At 68.8% G+C, this 17,567-nt stretch carries 13 protein-coding genes and 1 tRNA gene; 7 read left to right on the forward strand and 7 right to left on the reverse strand.

What is annotated here, in order from left to right:
- Positions 1–29 precede the first annotated feature (29 nt).
- The 7 genes from clpB to YWC_RS0101155 form a co-directional block, all read right to left on the reverse strand.
- Positions 30–2,636 (reverse strand): ATP-dependent chaperone ClpB, encoded by a 2,607-nt coding sequence (clpB, locus tag YWC_RS0101125; RefSeq protein ID WP_027863725.1) that lies wholly within the window; start codon positions 2,634–2,636, stop codon positions 30–32.
- A 104-nt stretch (positions 2,637–2,740) separates the two neighbouring features.
- Positions 2,741–3,163, reverse strand: a complete 423-nt coding sequence (yiaA, locus tag YWC_RS0101130; protein WP_027863726.1) for an inner membrane protein YiaA — start codon at positions 3,161–3,163, stop codon at positions 2,741–2,743.
- 94 nt (positions 3,164–3,257) lie between these two features.
- Positions 3,258–3,632: a fluoride efflux transporter CrcB gene (gene crcB, locus YWC_RS0101135; protein ID WP_027863727.1), complete on the reverse strand. Its 375-nt coding sequence runs from the start codon at positions 3,630–3,632 to the stop codon at positions 3,258–3,260.
- Positions 3,629–4,135, reverse strand: coding sequence for a molybdopterin synthase catalytic subunit MoaE (moaE, locus tag YWC_RS0101140; RefSeq protein ID WP_229412979.1), 507 nt, complete (start codon positions 4,133–4,135; stop codon positions 3,629–3,631). The genes crcB and moaE overlap by 4 nt, the downstream gene beginning before the upstream one ends.
- Positions 4,132–6,765 carry a DUF349 domain-containing protein gene (locus tag YWC_RS0101145; protein WP_027863729.1) on the reverse strand — a complete coding sequence of 878 codons (2,634 nt, stop codon included), beginning with the start codon at positions 6,763–6,765 and terminating at the stop codon, positions 4,132–4,134. Before YWC_RS0101145 ends, moaE begins: the two co-directional genes overlap by 4 nt.
- Before the next feature lie 206 nt (positions 6,766–6,971).
- A complete protein-coding gene (locus YWC_RS0101150) occupies positions 6,972–7,565 on the reverse strand; it encodes a hypothetical protein (RefSeq protein WP_027863730.1) in 594 nt (197 codons plus the stop codon).
- A gap of 224 nt (positions 7,566–7,789) precedes the next feature.
- On the reverse strand, positions 7,790–9,040 hold the full coding sequence (locus YWC_RS0101155; protein ID WP_027863731.1) for a winged helix-turn-helix domain-containing protein: 1,251 nt from the start codon (positions 9,038–9,040) through the stop codon (positions 7,790–7,792).
- A 111-nt stretch (positions 9,041–9,151) separates the two neighbouring features.
- Here YWC_RS0101155 and YWC_RS0101160 point away from each other — a divergent pair, with 111 nt between their 5' ends.
- From YWC_RS0101160 to dbpA, 7 genes are all read left to right on the forward strand, one after another.
- Entirely contained in the window at positions 9,152–10,405 is a 1,254-nt protein-coding gene (locus YWC_RS0101160; protein ID WP_027863732.1) for an exonuclease SbcCD subunit D C-terminal domain-containing protein, read from the forward strand.
- The gene (locus YWC_RS0101165; protein ID WP_027863733.1) at positions 10,402–14,178 is read left to right on the forward strand and encodes an AAA family ATPase; all 3,777 of its coding nucleotides are present in this window, start codon (positions 10,402–10,404) and stop codon (positions 14,176–14,178) included. The genes YWC_RS0101160 and YWC_RS0101165 overlap by 4 nt, the downstream gene beginning before the upstream one ends.
- A 51-nt stretch (positions 14,179–14,229) precedes the next feature.
- Positions 14,230–14,439 (forward strand): hypothetical protein, encoded by a 210-nt coding sequence (locus tag YWC_RS0101170; RefSeq protein ID WP_027863734.1) that lies wholly within the window; start codon positions 14,230–14,232, stop codon positions 14,437–14,439.
- 10 nt (positions 14,440–14,449) lie between these two features.
- Positions 14,450–15,619: a methyltransferase gene (locus YWC_RS0101175; RefSeq protein ID WP_027863735.1), complete on the forward strand. Its 1,170-nt coding sequence runs from the start codon at positions 14,450–14,452 to the stop codon at positions 15,617–15,619.
- A gap of 98 nt (positions 15,620–15,717) precedes the next feature.
- A tRNA-Met gene (locus tag YWC_RS0101180) sits at positions 15,718–15,794 on the forward strand.
- Between the two features lie 82 nt (positions 15,795–15,876).
- A complete protein-coding gene (locus YWC_RS0101185) occupies positions 15,877–16,110 on the forward strand; it encodes a hypothetical protein (protein WP_027863736.1) in 234 nt (77 codons plus the stop codon).
- A 44-nt stretch (positions 16,111–16,154) separates the two neighbouring features.
- On the forward strand, positions 16,155–17,564 hold the full coding sequence (dbpA, locus tag YWC_RS0101190; protein ID WP_027863737.1) for an ATP-dependent RNA helicase DbpA: 1,410 nt from the start codon (positions 16,155–16,157) through the stop codon (positions 17,562–17,564).
- The last annotated feature ends 3 nt before the right edge of the window (positions 17,565–17,567 follow it).

The following is a 17,567-nucleotide window of genomic DNA, read 5'->3' on the forward strand; positions in this document are numbered from 1 at the left end:
CCGTTTTCCTGTGTGCGGCAGACAGATGCTTACTTGGCCAGCTCCACCTGCTCGCCGAACACGAGGTTCCCCCCGCGTACCCGCACCGGGATCGTATCCTTCGGCCCGAAGCGGCCCGACAGGATCGCCTTCGACAGCGGATTCTCGATCTGCTGCTGGATCGCGCGCTTGAGCGGGCGGGCGCCGTAGATCGGGTCGAAGCCGGCTTCCGCGATCTTCTGCAGGGCTTCGTCGTCGATGTCGAGCGTCATCTCCATCTTGGCCAGGCGTTCTTCCAGGCCTTGCAGCTGGATCTTGGCGATCGCGCCGATGTTCTTCTCGTCGAGCGCATGGAACACCACGATCTCGTCGATGCGGTTGATGAACTCGGGGCGGAAGTGGCCGCGCACTTCGGCCATCACGGCCAGCTTCACCACGCCCGGCTCGTCGGTGTCCATCGACTGGATCTTGTGCGACCCCAGGTTCGAGGTCATCACGATCACGGTGTTCTTGAAGTCCACGGTGCGGCCCTGGCCGTCGGTCATGCGACCGTCGTCCAGCGCCTGCAGCAGCACGTTGAACACGTCCGGATGCGCCTTCTCAATTTCATCGAGCAGGATCACGCTGTAGGGCTTGCGGCGCACCGCTTCGGTGAGGTAGCCGCCCTCCTCGTAGCCCACGTAGCCCGGCGGCGCGCCGATCAGGCGGGCCACCGAATGCTTCTCCATGAACTCGCTCATGTCGATGCGGATCAGGGATTCCTCGGTGTCGAACAGGAAGGCGGCCAGCGCCTTGCACAGCTCGGTCTTGCCGACGCCGGTCGGGCCCAGGAACATGAAGGAGCCATAGGGGCGGTTCGGGTCGGACAGGCCGGCGCGCGAGCGGCGGATCGCATCCGACACCGCTTCGATCGCCTCGTCCTGGCCCACCACGCGCTTGTGCAGCTCGTCCTCGATGTGCAGCAGTTTCTCGCGCTCGCCCTGCATCATGCGCGATACCGGGATGCCGGTGGCACGCGCCACCACCTCGGCGATTTCCTCGGCGCCGACCTGGGTGCGCAGCAGCTTCGGCTTGCTTGCCTCGCCGTCCGCGCCTTCGGCGGCCTCCTCGGCCTTCTTCAGCTGGGCTTCCAGTTCCGGCAGGCGGCCGTACTGCAGCTCCGAGACGCGCTGCCAGTTGCTCTGGCGCTTGGCTTCCTCCATCTGGTGGCGCAGGCGCTCGATCTCTTCCTTGATGTGGGTGGTGCCCTGCACCGCCGCTTTCTCGGACTTGAGGATCTCCTCGAAGTCGTTGTACTCGCGTTCCAGGCGCGCGATTTCTTCGCCGATCAGCTCCAGGCGGCGCATCGACGCTTCGTCGGTTTCCTTGCGCACGGCTTCGCGCTCGATCTTCAGCTGGATCAGGCGGCGCTCGAGCTTGTCCATCACTTCCGGCTTGGAGTCGATCTCGATCTTGATCTTGGCCGCCGCCTCGTCGATCAGGTCGATCGCCTTGTCCGGCAGGAAGCGGTCGCTGATGTAGCGGTGCGAGAGCTCGGCCGCGGCGATGATGGCCGGGTCGGTGATCTCGACCTTGTGGTGCAGCTCGTATTTTTCCTGCAGGCCTCGCAGGATGGCGATGGTCGCCTCCACGCTCGGCTCGTCGACCATGATCTTCTGGAAGCGGCGCTCCAGCGCGGCGTCCTTCTCGACGTACTTGCGGTACTCGTCGAGCGTGGTGGCGCCGACGCAGTGCAATTCGCCGCGGGCCAGCGCGGGTTTCAGCATGTTGCCGGCGTCCATCGCGCCTTCGGCCTTGCCGGCGCCGACCATGGTGTGGATCTCGTCGATGAAGACGATGGTCTGGCCTTCGTCCTGGGCCAGCTCCTTGAGCACGCTCTTCAAGCGCTCCTCGAACTCGCCGCGGTACTTGGCGCCGGCCAGCAGGGCCGCCATGTCGAGCGAGAGCACGCGCTTGCCCTTGAGCGAATCGGGCACTTCGCCGTTAACGATGCGCTGCGCCAGGCCTTCGACGATGGCGGTCTTGCCCACGCCCGGCTCGCCGATCAGGACCGGGTTGTTCTTGGAACGGCGCTGCAGCACCTGGATCGCGCGGCGGATCTCGTCGTCGCGGCCGATCACCGGGTCCAGCTTGCCCATGCGGGCACGTTCGGTCAGGTCGAGGGTGTATTTTTTCAGCGCTTCGCGCTGGCCTTCGGCGTCCTGGGAATTCACCGATTCGCCGCCGCGCACGGCGGAAATGGCGGATTCGAGCGCCTTGCGCGCCAGGCCGTGCTCGCGCGCCAGGCGGCCGGCCTCCGACTTGTCTTCGGTCAGCGCCAGCAGGACCATCTCGGAGGCGAGGAACTGGTCGCCGCGCTTCTGCGCTTCGCGATCGGCCAGGTTCAGCAGCGCCACCAGCTCGCGCGAGACCTGCACGTCGCCGCCGGTGCCCGAGACCTGGGGCAGGCGTTCGAGTGCCGACTTGAGCGCGTTGGCGAGACCGCCGACGTTGACGCCGGCGCGCTGCAGCAGTGAACGGGCGCTGCCGTCGTCCTGGTTCAGCAGGGCGACGAGCAGGTGGACTGGATCGATGTACTGGTTATCGTTGCCGACCGCCAGGCTCTGGGCATCCGCCAGCGCTTCCTGGAGCTTGGTCGTCAGTTTGTCTTGCCGCATGGTATTGCTCCCTAGTGGTGTTCTTAACTGAGGAGCAAAATTGGGATGTCTGTCTGCTTTTCAAGATGTGCAACGCAGTTCCCCTTGCGCGGCAAGCCGCGTCCTCATTCCATGGCGGCCTTGGGCTCGTCTCTACGCGCGCCGCCGAGGTCGCGCACGTTCTTCTGAACGGCGACCACGGCGAACAGGCTCAGCACGAAGGACATGGCATAGAAACCCTTTTCGCTCGGCGCCAGGGTGGCGTTCCACAGGCCGACCGTGAGCAGCAGGATGGCCGAGATCAGCGACACCCAGCACAGGCCGGCGTAGATGCCGGTCACCGGCAAGCCTTCGCTGCGGTCACGGACCGTCTTTTGCAGCGACACCGCCGCGAACAGTCCGAACAGCAGCAAGGTCAGGTAATAACCCTTCTCGTTCAGCTGCATCTGGGCATTCCACAGGCCGATCAGGTAAGCGCTGCCGCCGATCAGGAGCGCACCCCAGGAAGCACCGACGAAGGCGGCGGTAGGACGCTGGACGGTTTGCATGGCTGTTTCCTCAAGTTAATGAACTAGCCGCAAACTTATCACGCTCCCCGAACAGCACGATTGATCTATGCAGGGGTAGCAACCCGTAATACCGCTAGCCGCGCAGGACGCGCCATGTGGCGAAGCCGGCCACGCAGAACAGGATCGAGCCGAGCAGGTGCAGGACGGTGTGGGCCAGCGCCCAGCCGTACTCGCCGCGCTGGAGCAGCAGCACCGATTCGCCGGAAAAACTGGAAAAGGTAGTCAGGCCGCCGAGGAAACCGGTGATGGCGAACAGGCGCCATTCGGGCGACAGGCCGGGATAGGCGCTGAAGAAGCCCAGTGCCAGCCCGACCAGGTAGCCGCCGACGAGGTTGGCCGCCAGCGTCCCGACCTGCACATAGGCGTGCAGGCTGCCCAGCCAGAGGCCCAGCCCCCAGCGCAGCCAGGCGCCGATCGCCGCCCCGGTGCCGACCGCCAGCCAGCTCAAGCGCGATTCTCCGTCCCCAGCCACTTGCGCTTGGCCGAATCGTCGCTGGCGCGCGCATCGACCCAGCGTGCCCCTTCCGGCGTCTGTTCCTTCTTCCAGAACGGCGCGTCGGTCTTCAGGTAGTCCATGATGAACTCGCAGGCGGCGAAGGCCTCGCCCCGGTGCGCCGAGCTGCAGGCAACCAGCACGATCTGGTCGAGCGGTTTCAGGGGCCCGACGCGGTGGATGACCTGCACGCCGAACAGCGTCCAGCGCGCCCTGGCCTGGGTCACGATGTCTTCCAGCGCCTTTTCCGTCATGCCAGGATAGTGCTCCAGCTCCATCTCAGACACCGCGGAACCCTCGTTCAGGTCGCGCACGGTGCCGACAAAACTGACCACGGCGCCCACGCGGCCGTCGCCCGCGCGCAGGGCAGCGAGTTCACGCGACAGGTCGAAGTCCGCTTCCTGCACCCGGATGTCGTTCACCTGGGCCGATGCCGGCGCGCGCATTGGCACATTCATCGGCCGTCCTTCGCGTAGCGCGTCAACAATTGTTCGATGCGCAGTTCGGTGCGGGCATCAAGCAGCGCCGGCAGCGCCAGCAGCTCATGCAAGCCCTTGGCAGCGGCGCCCTGCCCCGCGCCGTGGCCCGACTTGTGACCGGACTTGAGCGAACTTTGCAGCACCTCGACCTGCAGCTTGAGGCGCTCGCGCGCGAATTCGGCGCCGCTGTCGATGCCGGCCGCGATCTCCAGGCGCAGCAGTTCGTGCAGCAGGTGGTCGCGATTGGCATCCAGCTGGCGGGCGTATCCGCTGCGGTCGCCTTCGAGCGCGCCCAGGGCGGCCTCGAAGCGCGCATGCAGCACCGGTTCGTAGCCGCCTTCGAGCGGCAGCAGCGCGTCCCAGCGCCCGCGCCAGTCGGAGGGATTGGTATGCGCGTCGGGATTGACGATGGCGTTTTCCAGCGCCTGGATCAGGCGCAGCTTGTCGCGCACGGCGCCGGCCAGCGCCAGCCCGGCGGCGCGGCGCGCCACGTCGGCATGGTGCTGCACCGCCGCCAGCGCGGCGTGGTAGCGCTTCTCGATGCGGGCCTCGTGGGCGCGCGGCACCGGCCCGATCGCCGCCCACTCGGCCGCCGCCTCGCGCAGCAGCTTGCCGGCGGTGGCAGGGGTCGCATCCGGCGCGGCGGCTTCGAGACGCGCGCAGAGCGCCTCCTTGGCGGTTTCATGGGCGCGCCGTTCGGCGTCCGCCGCATGGGCGTGCTCCTTGCGCCTGGCGAACAGCGCGTCGCAGGCGGCGCGGAAGCGCTGCCACAGCGCCTGCTCGGCCTTGCGCTCGAGCGGCAGCGCACGCGCATGCTCCTGCCAGCGCGCCTGCAGTTCGCGCAGCGCGTCGACGGCGTGACGGTCGTGCGGGTCGAGGGCCAGCGCTTCTTCGATCAGCTGCTCGCGCACGCTCATCTCGCCCTTGCGCTGTTCTTCCAGCGGACGCTGGAGCGTGTTCAGCGCATCGGAGAACAGCGCGTCGAGGCGCTTCTTGTCCTTGCGATCGATCGCGCCCAGGTGGCTCCAGGCGGTACGCAGGCGCTGCACGGTGCCGGACACGTGTTTCCAGTCGGCCTCACCCGACTCCAGGCGCGCGATCTCGGCCTGGGCTTCCTCGACCAGGGCCTGGCCGCGCGCGGCATTGGCATGGCGCTCGTCGGCCAGGTGGCGGAAGTGGGCGGCGGCCGGCGCATAAGCCGCCGTGCAGGCGGCGTCGAAGCGCTCCCATAGCGAGCGCGGCGCGGGTCCCGACAGGCTGTCGAGCGCCTTCCAGCGTTCGCGCATGCTGCTGACCTTCTTGGCCAACTCGCCCATCGCCAGGTTCTGGGTCGATAAGACCTCGACCTGCTTGATGAGTTCTTCGCGCGAGACGTTGCCGCCCCAGCGCGCCCAGTCGGACAGGCGCTTGAGCTCGGCGCGCACGTGGTTCAGGCGCTCGAGCTGGGCAGGCGTGAGGCGCATGCCCTTGTCCTTGCTTTCCTTGAGCGACTTGTCGAGCTCGGCGGCGGTGCCGAGGGACCCTTGCTGCAGCGCGGCTTCCATCGCGTCGAGCCGGTCCAGGAAGTGCTGGTCGGCGCCCTTGTTCTGGGCCTTGGGCGCTTTCGGTGCGGCGGGCGCGGCCGCGGCCGGCCTGGCCGGCTCCTGTTTCGGCCTGGGCGCCTCTTGCGGCAGGCTGGCCAGCAGCGCGTCGAAGCGCCCCTGCAGCTGTGCGCCCGGACCGTTGGCGGGCAATGCCGGCAGGCGCTGCCATTCCTTGCGGAGGAGTTCTGCCTTGAGTTCCGTCACCGGTTGGGCCTGCCATTGCGCGAGCGCAGCCTCGCGCGCGGCCAGCGCGGCGCGGTCCTGTTCGATGGTGGCCAGGCTGGCGGCCAGGCGCGCCTGCTCGGTGGCGACTTCCGCTACCAGCGCCCGCGGCAGCGACGCGTGGCCCGGCGCGACCAGCGCGGCGGCCTGCTCGCGCGACAAGGCGTCGAGGCGTTCGGCAAAGACGGCGGGTTCGAGGCCGCCCGAGTCGAGCTGGCGCAGCGCGGCCAGGCGGTCGATCATGGCGCGCTGCAACTGCACCTGGTCTTCCAGGCGCTTGCCGAGTTCGGTTCGAATGGTGTCGAATTCCGGCGCCAGTTCCGGCGCGGTGATGACTGCCCATTTTCGGTCGAGCTCGGCAACATGGTTCGGGGTCAGGAGCTCGTCGCCGAGCAGTGCCTTGGCATGCGCCAGGGCTTCCCGGCCACGGCGCAGTTCGGCGTCATGGTGGCGGATCGCGTCCAGGCGCGACTGCATCAGCTTGGCGACGCGGCGATCGGTATTGCGCATCGCCGCATGCACGCGTTCGAGCTGCGGCCGGCTGTGGACCAGCTCGGCGGCGGCAAGGCGCAGTTCGGAGAATTCGGAGGAAAGGATGAAGGCGACGGCGGTTTCCTCGTCGCCGTTCAGGTGCTTGAGCTGTTCGGCCTGCTGCTCGCGCGGGGTCGGCGCCCCGGCGGCCGCGCCAGTCCGCCCGCCAGCCGGCGCGGACGGGCCCGTCGCCGCCGGCGCGCTGCCCGGCTTCTCACCGGAAGCGCCGGCCGGCTTGTCGCCACCCTGCCGCTTGAAAAGGAATTCGAACATGATGAAATCGCACTTCCAAAACCCCCATCATAGCAAAGAACCATGGTGGCGCTTGCCGCGCGCCTGACAAAGCCCTCATTGCTGCGTCGCATCGTCTCGCCGTACTAAAGTACTGTCTTCGCGGTCCGCCGCTGCGGCGTTGCTCCTTGCCCTGAGGGCTTTGTCAGACGCTTCTCTTTGGGTCTGTGCCTTGTCCACTGCGCGCTTCAGTGCGTGGCATAGTGCGGCAAGGACGAGAACGCGCTTTGCTTGACCGGATTCCTGCCCATGGCGCCGGCCGCGACCTGCCCGGGGCCATAGCCACGATTCTCGTTCTGCCAGGCATCCTGGACCAGCATCTGGTTAGCGATCGCAAACCAGACTTCGCTCGGCACATGGACGCGCGCCAGCGGGAACAGCTCGCGTTCTTCGCGCTCCAGGCGCGCGAGCAGCAGATTGCAGCAGCGTTCCAGCGCGGCGCCGAAGCCGGCGTCATGCACGGCTGCCGCCGCATGGGCGTCGGCGCGCGCCTCGATGGCGGCCAGGGTCAGGGCATCGAGTTCCGCCAGGAGTCCGGCAACTGCCTCGTCACCCGCGCGGGCGCGGCGCAGGGCCGGCACCACGAACTTGTCGAGCTTGCGCCAGTAGCAGTTGTCGAAGGCGACCCGCAAGGCGTCGCAGGCCAGCTTGACCTCGCGTGGCGTCGGCATGGCATGCTGCCAGGCGCCGGGTTGCCAATGCTCCAGCAGGGACTGCAGGCCGATGCGCGCGCTGGCTTGCTCGATGGACAGGGTAACCAGCGTGTAGGTGGACGTCAGCATTTTGTCTCCTCTCAGGATAGCTTCGCCAAGGCGAGGCCTGGCGCGGGCCGCGAGTCTTGGCTGGGGAAGCTTTTTTTTGTCGGGGTGGGCGGCAGCTTTTATTGTTATGGCCGGCCTCTGGGAACTCGTAGTGTAGAGAGATGCCCCTGCTCGGGTTTGAGGTGCCGCAAGCCCGGACCGGTGGACATTGGAGACTTTTTAGTTGTTGCGATGTCAAAGCACGATTACGGCAACCCGACGGTTCCGGAAGCCTCGAAGGCTGCAGCCAGGCGCATGCCGAAGGTTTCCGGCACGGCATGGATCACCCGCACCGTGGGGCATCCATGCCAGCGCGCGCAGCGCTGTACGGCGCCCGCCACGTCCTCGACCAGGCGCTCGCTGATGCGCACGCCCGGTTCCAGATGAACGCTGCGCAACTCGAATTCGCCGGCCTTGCGGTGGGCCTTGGCGTCGATCCGGCCGGCCAGCGCGCCGCGGCGCAGGATCGGCAGCGTGAAGTAGCCGTAGCGCCGCTTTTGCGCCGGGGTATAGCATTCGAGCCTGTAGTCGAAGCCGAACAGCTCGAGCGCGCGGCGCCGGTCCCAGACGATCGGGTCGAACGGCGACAGCAGGGTCGTCAGGCGCGGCGCCAGCCTGCCCTGCTCCGCCTGGCGCGCAAGCATCGCATGTTCGGGATGGATGTAGACCGGGTCATGCCAGCCCTCGACCCGTGCGCGCAGCAGCAGGCCCTGCTCGGCCAGCGCCGCCGGGTCCGGGTGCGGACGCCGGGTGCGGTGATAATCGGGAATCCACGCGGCCCTGGCCAGCCCGAGGGCGCGCACCGCCTGCAGCACGAAGCTGCGGCGCACCTCCTCCAGCGGCGGCATGTGGCCGTCGTGCCAGCTCGGGTGCACGCGTTCGGCCAGGTCGTAGATGCGCTGGAAGTTGTGGCGGCGTGCGATCATCAGTTGGCCGGCGGTGAACAGCACTTCCAGCGTGCGCTTCTCGGGCTTCCATTCCCACCAGCCGCCCCCTTTCCCGTCGCTGCGCTCGAAGTCGGACGAGCGCACCGGCCCCTTTTCACGCACGTGCGCCAGCAAGGCTGCGACCTCGTCGGCGCGCTCGCGCATCCAGTTGGCGGAATACTTCCAGCCCATGGCTTGCGGGTCGAGCATGCGGTGACGGTACAGGCCGTAATCCTCGATCGGCAGGAAGCAGGCCTCGTGCGCCCAGTATTCGAACAAGTGGCCCTCGGCCAGCAGTTCGTCGAGCCAGCCCGGGTCGTAGTCGCCCAGGCGGCTCCACAGCACCAGGTAGGGACTGCGCGCGACCACGCTGATGGTGTCGATCTGGAGCATGCCCATGCGCCGGATCGCCGCCAGCACGTCAGGCTTTGCCGCACGGCGGCGGCGCGGCGCCAGCATGTCCTGCGCGGCCAGGTGCAGGGCCCGGGCGCTACTTAAGGAAAGTTCGAAATCCGGCTTGATCGCGCTCATCTCCTTATTTTAATAGCAAACCAATACTACTGTAAAAAAACACAGTCTTTTCTTGGGCAACACGAGGAGTCTGCGCTATAGTGAGCGCCGACCCGACTTTCCATTCCAACCATGCGGCTGCTTCATACTTCCGACTGGCACCTGGGCCAGACCCTGCACACCTTCGACCGGACCTACGAGCATGCGTGCTTCCTCGACTGGCTCGTGGAAACGCTCGCGGCGGAACAGATCGACGTGCTGCTCATCGCCGGCGACATCTTCGACAACGCCAATCCGTCGGCGGCCGCCCACCGCCAGCTGTACCGTTTCCTGCAGCAGGCGCGCAGCCGGGTGCCGCACCTGCAGGTCGTGGTCATCGCCGGCAACCACGATTCGCCGGGTCGGCTCGAAGCGCCCACGCCGCTGCTGGAAGCGCACGGCACCATCGTGGTGGGCAACGTGGCGCGCGCGCCGGACGGCAGCGTCGACCTCGAGCGCCTGCTGGTGCCCCTGCGCCGGCGCGACGGGACGGTGGCGGCATGGTGCCTGGCCGTCCCCTTCCTGCGCCCGGGCGACGTGCCGCGCGTCGTGGCCGAGGATGCATCGACGGCGCTCGATCCCTACCTGCACGGCACCACCGTGCTCTACCGGCAAGCCTTCGCGCTGGCGCAGTCGCGCTGCACCGGGAACGAAGCGATCGTCGCCATGGGCCACTGCCACATGGTCGACGGCCAGTCGTCCCAGGATTCCGAGCGCCGCATCGTGATCGGCGGCACCGAGGCCCTGCCGGCCTCCATGTTCGACCCGCAAGTGGCCTACGTGGCGCTGGGCCACCTGCACCTGGCGCAGCGCGTCGGCGGCCACGAGCACCGGCGCTATTGCGGCAGCCCGCTGCCGCTGTCCTTCTCCGAGGTCGGCTACCAGCACCAGGTGCTGCGCATCGAGCTCGAGGGTCCAAGCGCGAAGTCGGTGACCCCGCTGCCCGTGCCGCGCGCGGTGCAATTGCTGCGCGTACCGAGCCAGCCAGCGCCGATCGACGAGGTGCTGGCCGCGCTCGAAGCGCTCGAGCTTCCCGACGCGCCGCCGCAGCAGCAGCCCTTCCTCGAGGTGCGCGTGCTGCTCGAAGGTCCCGAGCCGGGCCTGCGCGCGCGGGTCGAAGCGGCCCTGGCCGGCAAGCCGGTGCGCCTGGCCAAGATCGAACCGACGCGCCGCCACGCCGCGCCGGACAGCGTCGAAGAAGCCCTGAGCCTCGACCAGCTGGCCCAGCTGCAGCCGGACGACATCTTCCGCCGCCTGTGGGCGCAGCGCTACGGCATTGATGCCCCTCCCGAGCAGCTGGCCGCCTTCGCCGAGCTCACCACGGCCCTGGGTGGAGACGCGGCATGAGGATCCTGCGCATCAGCGGCAAGAACCTGGCTTCGCTGGCCGGCGAATTCCTGGTCGACTTCGAAACCGAACCGCTCGCGTCCAGCGGCCTGTTCGCCATCAGCGGCCCCACCGGCGCGGGGAAGAGCACCCTGCTCGACGCCCTGTGCCTGGCGCTGTACGACGCCACCCCGCGCCTGCTCAAGCGCGCCGGCAGCCAGCTGCCGGACGTCGGCGGCGACACCATCTCGGCGCTCGACCCGCGCACCCTGCTGCGGCGCGGCGCCGCCGAAGCCTGGGCCGAGGTCGACTTCGCCGGCAACGACGACATCCGCTACCGCGCGCGCTGGAGCGTGCGCCGCGCCTACAACAAGCCGAGCGGCGCCTTGCAGCCTTCCAGGATGACCCTGCACCGCCTGCCCGAGCTCGATCCGCTGGGCGGCACCAAGACCGAAGTGGCGGCTGAAATCGTGCAGCGCATCGGCCTGTCCTTCGAACAGTTCACGCGCGCCGTGCTGCTGGCGCAGAACGAATTCTCGGCCTTCCTCAAGACCGACGAGAACGAACGCGGCGAGCTGCTGGAAACCCTCACCGGCACCACGATCTACAGCGACATTTCCCGGCGCGCCTTCGAGCGTTACCGGGCCGAGCAGGAACGCACCCGGACCCTGTCCGCGAAGCTGGCCAACCAGGCCCCGCTGCCGCTTGAGGAACGCGACAAGCTCAATGCCGAGCGCGTGAATGCCGAGCTGGCGCTGGAAGCGGTCGATGCGCGCCGCGCGGCCCTCGAAGGCGAACTGCGCTGGCACCAGGAAGCCGCCAAACTGGCGCGCAGCGAAGCCCAGGCCGTGGAAAGCCTGGCGACGGCGCAAGCCGCGCAGCAGGAGGCGGCCGGGCGGCGCCAGCGCCTCGCCACCCTCGATGCGGTGCAGCCGGCCCGGCCGCAGGTAGCGGAAGTCCAGCGCCTGCAGGAAGAACACAAGGCGGCGGCCGAATCGACCGGCAAGCTGGAAAGTGCGCTCGCGACGGCGCTGGATGCACGCCGCCAGGCGGTGCTGGACGTCGACGCCGCCCTGTCCGCCCTTGATGCCGCCGAGAGCGCCTTGCGTGCATCGGCGCCCCAGCTCGACACTGCCAAGGCGCTGGATGCCGCGATTGCCGCCCTTGCGCCCGCGCACGGCCAGGCATCCAACGCACTGGAAGCGGCCCGCGCCGAGGCGCGCCAGGCGCGCAGCGTGCACGCTGCCAAGGCCGCCGAACACGAGACCGCGAAAGGCCAGCGCGAGCGCGCCGCCGGCTGGCTCGCGCTTCACGCACGGCTTGAACCGATGGCGGCCCAGTGGCCGCGCTGGGACAAGCTGCTGGCCCAGGCCGCGCAATCGGTCGCGCTCGATGCCGGCGCCGCCACCGCACTGGAGACGGTGAGCCTTCAGGCCCGGCAAGCCGGCGCGCACGAACAGGCCGCCGTCCTGGCGCTGACAGGCGCAGCCCAGCGCCTCGATGCCCTCGACACGGCGCGGCGCGAAGCAATGGCCGCCCTCGAGGCCGTCGATCCGCAGGCGCTGGACAGCGAACGCCAGGCCCTGGACGCGCGCCGCGAACGCCTCGCCGCCGCCGAGAAAGCCTGGACGGCGCTGGTCACGACACGCCAGGAATATGCCGACACCGCGGGCGAACTCGACCGGGTGGACACGGCCGCCGCCGCCGCCGGCCGCCTGCTCGAGGAAGCACGCGGCGCCAGCCCCGTCCTCACGGCGGCGCTGCAGCAGGCCGAGAAATCGCTGGCGGCGGCGGAGCTGGCCTGCGCAGCCAACGTGGAGCAATTGCGCGCGAGCTTGCACGACGAGGCGCCCTGCCCGGTCTGCGGTTCGCACCAGCATCCCTACCGCGACGATGGCCGCGAGGACATGCTGCATGCCATGCTGGCGAACCTGCGCGCCGAAGTCGGCGACTGCCGGGCTCGCCTGCGCGACAACGAAGCCGTGCAGGCGGCGCAGGCTGCCACCCTGGCCGCCTCCAGCGACCGGCTCGCCGGACTGCAGCGCGAGCGCGCCACCCTGCGCAAGCTGCTCGACGAGCTCGAGGCGGAGTGGGCCGCGCAGCCGCTGGCGGCCGAGGTTCCCGCCGCCGAAGGCCAGGACGATACGGTGCGCCGGGCCTGGTTCGCCGACGCCCGCGAAGCGTCGCGCGCTGCCGCGGCGGCGCTGGACGGCCGCGTCGCCGCCCTGCGCCGCGCCGCACAGGCGCGCGACGCCGCCCAGGCCGCCTACGACAAGGCGCAGCAGGAACATGCCGGCCTGCGCCAGGCCCTCGATACCGCCCGCGAGGCCGGCGCACGCCTGCAGGCCGAGCTGCGGGCCGCGATGGTCCAGCGCGACGCCGTCGCCGCCCAGCTGGCAGGATTGCTGGCCGAGCTCGACCCGGTCCTGTCGCATGCCTGCGGCGACGGCTGGCAGGACGCCTGGCGCCGCCAGGGCGCCGCCTGGCGCGAAAGCCGCGCCCAGGAAGCCGCGCAATGGCAGCAACAAACCGAACTGCAGACCCGCAGCAGCGCCGCCCTTGCCACGCTCGAGGCCGAGCTTGCCGGCGCGCTCGACCGCATCGCCCAGGCCGATCGCCACGGCGCCGGGGTGGCCGCCGAGTTCAACCGGATCGACGCCGAACTGAAGGACAAGCGCGCCCAGCGCCTCGCCCTGTGGAACGGCCGGCCGGTCGCAGAGGTGGAACAGGAACTGCAGGCCGCCGTCGGCGCCGCCCGCAATCATCTGGCAGCACGCCAGGCGGCCGCCACCGAAACCGCGCAGCGCGAAGCCAGCGCCCGCAGCGCGCTGGCCCAGCTGGCCGAGCATATCGCCCACCTGGACGCCGCCGGTGTCAAGGCTGCCGGCGCGCTGGCCGACTGGCTGGAGGACTACCGCAAATCGGCCTTCATCAAGGGCCTCGACCCGGTCGAGGACTCGGCCGAACTCGGCCGCCTGCTGGCGGTCGGCGGCACCTGGCTGGCGCAGGAACGTAGCGCACTGGGGGCGCTCGACGCCCAGGTCGCCAGCGCCACCGCCGTGCTGGCGGAGCGCCGCGCCCAGCGCGGGCTGCACGCCGAAGGCGCGCCCGAAAGCGGCCTGAGCCTTGAAACCGTGGCCGCCGCCGTCGAAGCATTGACAAGCGAACGCCGCGCGGCCCACGACCTGGCCACCGAACTGCGCATGCGCATCGGCCAGGACGACACCCGGCGCGTGCAGGCGCAGGCGGTGCTGGCCGAGGTCGAGCGCCAGCAGCTCGAAGAGCAACGCTGGGGCAAGCTGTCCGAGCTGATCGGTTCCAGCGACGGCAAGAAGTTCCGCAATTACGCCCAGCAGTTCACCCTCGACGTGCTGCTCGGCTACGCCAATGCCCACCTCGGGCAACTGGCGCGGCGCTACCGCCTCGAACGCGTCAGCCACAACGGCGCGCCCTCGCTGGCCCTGATGGTGCGCGACCAGGACATGGGCGGCGAAGTGCGCTCGGTCAATTCCCTGTCCGGCGGCGAATCCTTCCTGGTGTCGCTGGCCCTGGCGCTCGGCCTGGCCTCGCTGTCCTCGAACCGGGTGCGGGTCGAGTCGCTCTTCATCGACGAAGGCTTCGGCAGCCTCGACACCGACACCCTGGGGGTGGCGATGGATGCGCTGGACGCGCTGCAATCGCTGGGCCGCAAGGTGGGCGTGATCTCGCACGTGCAGGAGATGACCGAGCGCATCGCCACCAAGGTGCTGGTGCGCCCGGCGGGAGGCGGCAGCAGCGCGGTCGTGGTCGAGTAGACGGTGCGGGTGTAGAATGCCGCTCTTCCCGAAACTCACACAGACACTCCCATGAAGCCAGCTCGCTTCCTCACTTTCAAATGCGCCAAGTGCGCCAAACCGGTCAAGGTCACCCTGCAGAAGGTCTCGGCCTGCTCGCACATCCAGCCTTACCTGGGCGTCTGCGAATGCGGCGAGCCCAAGCGTCACGCCACCGGCAGCCCGGACGCGGTCAAGTCCTATCTCGAATCGGCCGACGGCAACTGGCACCACCATCACTGATCGGCCATCGATGAGCGACACGATGGGACAACTGAGCTGGCTGGAGGGTGGTACTGAACGCTCGGCGTCATGGCGCTCGGAAAGCGGCTGGCCGGCGCCGAAGAAGGTGGTCGTCGCCGACGACACCATGAACGCCGACACCGCCTACCGGCTGGCGCTCGAGGGCACCGCCCTGCTCTGGCGCGGCGACTTCCAGAACGCGCGCCAGCTCCTGAGCGCCCTGGTGCGCCGCGTCGAGCACAAGAGCGATCGTGCGCGCCGCGCCAAGGCGGGCAAGGGCGCCGCCAAAGGCGGCGCGCCCACACCAAGCGAACTGTTCCACCGCCACCGCCTGCAGCAGCTGCAGCGTGCGCGCACGCTCGCCATGCTCCTGATCCCCTTCGAGGCCGGCCACACGATTCCGCTGCGCCGCGCACCCGACGTGCGCGAGGCCTGCCTCGAGGCCTACGGTCCGGTAGACAGCCCCTATGTCGCTTCGCTGCGCGAACTGCTGGGCGTGATCGGCGCCCACGAATGGCGGCGCAAGGGCGTGCGCATCCCGGCGCTCGATGCGAACATCCACCCGTGGTACGGCGTGTTCTCGCCGGTGCGCGGCGAATACGTCGAGCTGGTGGCGCAGGCTCCGCTGCCCAAGGGTGCAAAGCTGGCCTTCGACATCGGCACCGGCACCGGCGTGCTGTCGGCGGTGCTGGCGCGGCGCGGCATGAAGCAGGTGCTCGCCACCGACATGGATGCGCGCGCACTCGGCTGCGCGCGCGAGAACATCGCGCGCCTCGGCCTGGCCGCCCAGGTCGAGGTGATCCAGGCCGACCTGTTCCCCGAAGGCCGTGCTCCCCTGGTGGTGTGCAATCCGCCCTGGCTGCCCGGCAAGCCCAGCTCGGCCATCGAGTACGCGATCTACGATCCCGACAGCCGCATGCTCAAGGGGTTCCTGGGCGGCCTGGCGCAGCACCTGGAACCCGGCGGCGAAGGCTGGCTGATCCTGTCGGACCTGGCCGAGCATCTCGGGCTGCGCACGCGCGAACAATTGCTCGGCTGGATAGCCGATGCCGGGCTCGACGTTGTCGCCCGTCACGATGTACGCCCGACCCACGGCAAGGCAAGCGACCCCGACGATCCGCTGCACGCGGCCCGCTCGCGCGAAGTGACATCGCTGTGGCGCCTGCGAGCAATCGACTAGGAATTGCGGCTGCAACGCTTGAGCAAGCACAAGCGTTGCAGCCGCAGAAAACCGAGATTGCACAAGCCGCCGATCCGCGCTATAATCTTTTTCTCAGACGCGGGGTGGAGCAGTCTGGCAGCTCGTCGGGCTCATAACCCGAAGGTCACAGGTTCAAATCCTGTCCCCGCAACCAAATACCGACAAAAGCCCGACTCTTGCAGCCGGGCTTTTGTTTTCTGCGGCAGCAAAAACGACGCAGCGCAGCATCCAGGCAGATGAGAGACAAGAAAGACAACGCGACAATCGACCTGCCGGGCTTCGAACCGGCCGCACCGCTTGACCCCGTTGTCGAACCGAAGCGTGCCGCTCCCCGTGCGCGCCGCGCCTCGTTGAAGCAGGAGCAGCTGGAACTGCTCGAAGAAACCGACACCACCGGCCTGCCCGTCTGGCGCCGCGACGAGAACCTCGACCTGACCGGCCTGCCGGTATGGGCGCCGGCCTCGGCGTAGTCCGCCATATTGGCTATGCTTGGCCAAACCCTGGCAGGACACCCATGAACACGCAACCCTTCACTTCGCTGGCGCTGGCGCCGCGCTTCCTCGCCAACCTTGCCACCCTGGGCTACCACGGGATGACGCCGATCCAGGCCGCCTCGCTGCCGGCGGTGCTGGAAGGACGCGACCTGATCGCCCAGGCCAAGACCGGCAGCGGCAAGACCGCCGCCTTCGGCATCGGCGTGCTGCACAAGCTCAACCCGGCCTGGTTCGCGGTGCAGGGCCTGGTGCTGTGCCCGACGCGCGAACTGGCCGACCAGGTCGCGAACGAGCTGCGCCGGCTGGCGCGCGGCGTCGGCAACGTCAAGATCCTGACCCTGACCGGCGGCGTCGCCATGCGCCCGCAGATCGCTTCGCTCGAGCACGGCGCCCACATCGTGGTCGGCACCCCGGGGCGCATCCGCGACCACCTCGGCCGTCATACCCTCGACCTGTCGAAAGTCCAGACCCTGGTGCTGGACGAGGCCGACCGCATGACCGACATGGGTTTCTACGACGAGATCGAAGGCATCGTCTCGGCCTGCCCCCAGCGCCGCCAGACCCTGCTGTTCTCGGCTACCTATCCGGACGACATCCGCTTCGCCACCGCCGGCTTCCTGGTCGACCCACTCGAGGTGGCGGTCGAGAGCCAGCACAGCGCGGAAAAGATCGAACAGCGCTTCTACGAGATCGGCTTCGAAGGCCGCGACGAAGCGGTGGCGCAGCTGCTCAAGCACTACCAGCCGGTCTCCACCCTCGCCTTCTGCAACACCAAGGCCCATTGCCGCGAGCTGGCCGATCACCTGCGCGAGCAAGGCTTCTCGGCACTGGCGCTGTACGGCGAACTGGAACAGTGGGAGCGCGACGAGATCCTGGTGCTGTTCGCCAACCGCAGCTGCTCGGTGCTGGTGGCAACCGACGTCGCCGCGCGCGGCCTCGACATCGCCAACCTCGACACCGTGATCAATGCCGACGTCTCGAAGGATCCGGAAGTGCACGTGCACCGCATCGGCCGCACCGGCCGCGGCGGCGAAAGCGGCCTGGCGCTGACCCTGGCTGCGCCGAACGAAAAGAAATGGGTGCGCCTGATCGAGGAATACCAGGACGCGCCGGCCGAATGGCACAAGCTCGAGGAGCTGGGCGAACATCCCGAAGCAGCCGCCCCGGCCCCGATGCTGACCCTGCACATCGCCGGCGGCAAGAAGGCCAAGCTGCGCCCGGGCGACATCCTCGGCGCCCTCACCGGCGATGCCGGATTGACCAAGGAACAGGTCGGCAAGATCAATGTCGGCGAGTTCGCCAGCTACGTGGCGCTCGACCGCCATGCCGCCCACGCGGCAGTCGCCAAGCTGAACGACCGCCAGGCGCCAGGTCCGGAATTCGGCGTGATCAAGGGCCGCTACTTCAAGATGCGCTTCCTCGAAGTGTGAGTA

It is taken from the genome of Massilia alkalitolerans DSM 17462, assembly GCF_000427785.1.
GTDB lineage: Bacteria > Pseudomonadota > Gammaproteobacteria > Burkholderiales > Burkholderiaceae_D > Telluria > Telluria alkalitolerans.

Coding starts and splice junctions, on each gene's coding strand:
- YWC_RS0101165 (WP_027863733.1), top strand. CDS start 10,402: ATGAGGATCCTGCGCATCAGCGGCAAGAACCTGGCTTCGCTGGCCGGC.
- moaE (WP_229412979.1), bottom strand. CDS start 4,135: ATGAATGTGCCAATGCGCGCGCCGGCATCGGCCCAGGTGAACGACATC.
- YWC_RS0101155 (WP_027863731.1), bottom strand. CDS start 9,040: ATGAGCGCGATCAAGCCGGATTTCGAACTTTCCTTAAGTAGCGCCCGG.
- YWC_RS0101170 (WP_027863734.1), top strand. CDS start 14,230: ATGAAGCCAGCTCGCTTCCTCACTTTCAAATGCGCCAAGTGCGCCAAA.
- clpB (WP_027863725.1), bottom strand. CDS start 2,636: ATGCGGCAAGACAAACTGACGACCAAGCTCCAGGAAGCGCTGGCGGAT.
- YWC_RS0101175 (WP_027863735.1), top strand. CDS start 14,450: ATGAGCGACACGATGGGACAACTGAGCTGGCTGGAGGGTGGTACTGAA.
- dbpA (WP_027863737.1), top strand. CDS start 16,155: ATGAACACGCAACCCTTCACTTCGCTGGCGCTGGCGCCGCGCTTCCTC.
- YWC_RS0101160 (WP_027863732.1), top strand. CDS start 9,152: ATGCGGCTGCTTCATACTTCCGACTGGCACCTGGGCCAGACCCTGCAC.
- YWC_RS0101150 (WP_027863730.1), bottom strand. CDS start 7,565: ATGCTGACGTCCACCTACACGCTGGTTACCCTGTCCATCGAGCAAGCC.
- YWC_RS0101145 (WP_027863729.1), bottom strand. CDS start 6,765: ATGTTCGAATTCCTTTTCAAGCGGCAGGGTGGCGACAAGCCGGCCGGC.
- YWC_RS0101185 (WP_027863736.1), top strand. CDS start 15,877: ATGAGAGACAAGAAAGACAACGCGACAATCGACCTGCCGGGCTTCGAA.
- yiaA (WP_027863726.1), bottom strand. CDS start 3,163: ATGCAAACCGTCCAGCGTCCTACCGCCGCCTTCGTCGGTGCTTCCTGG.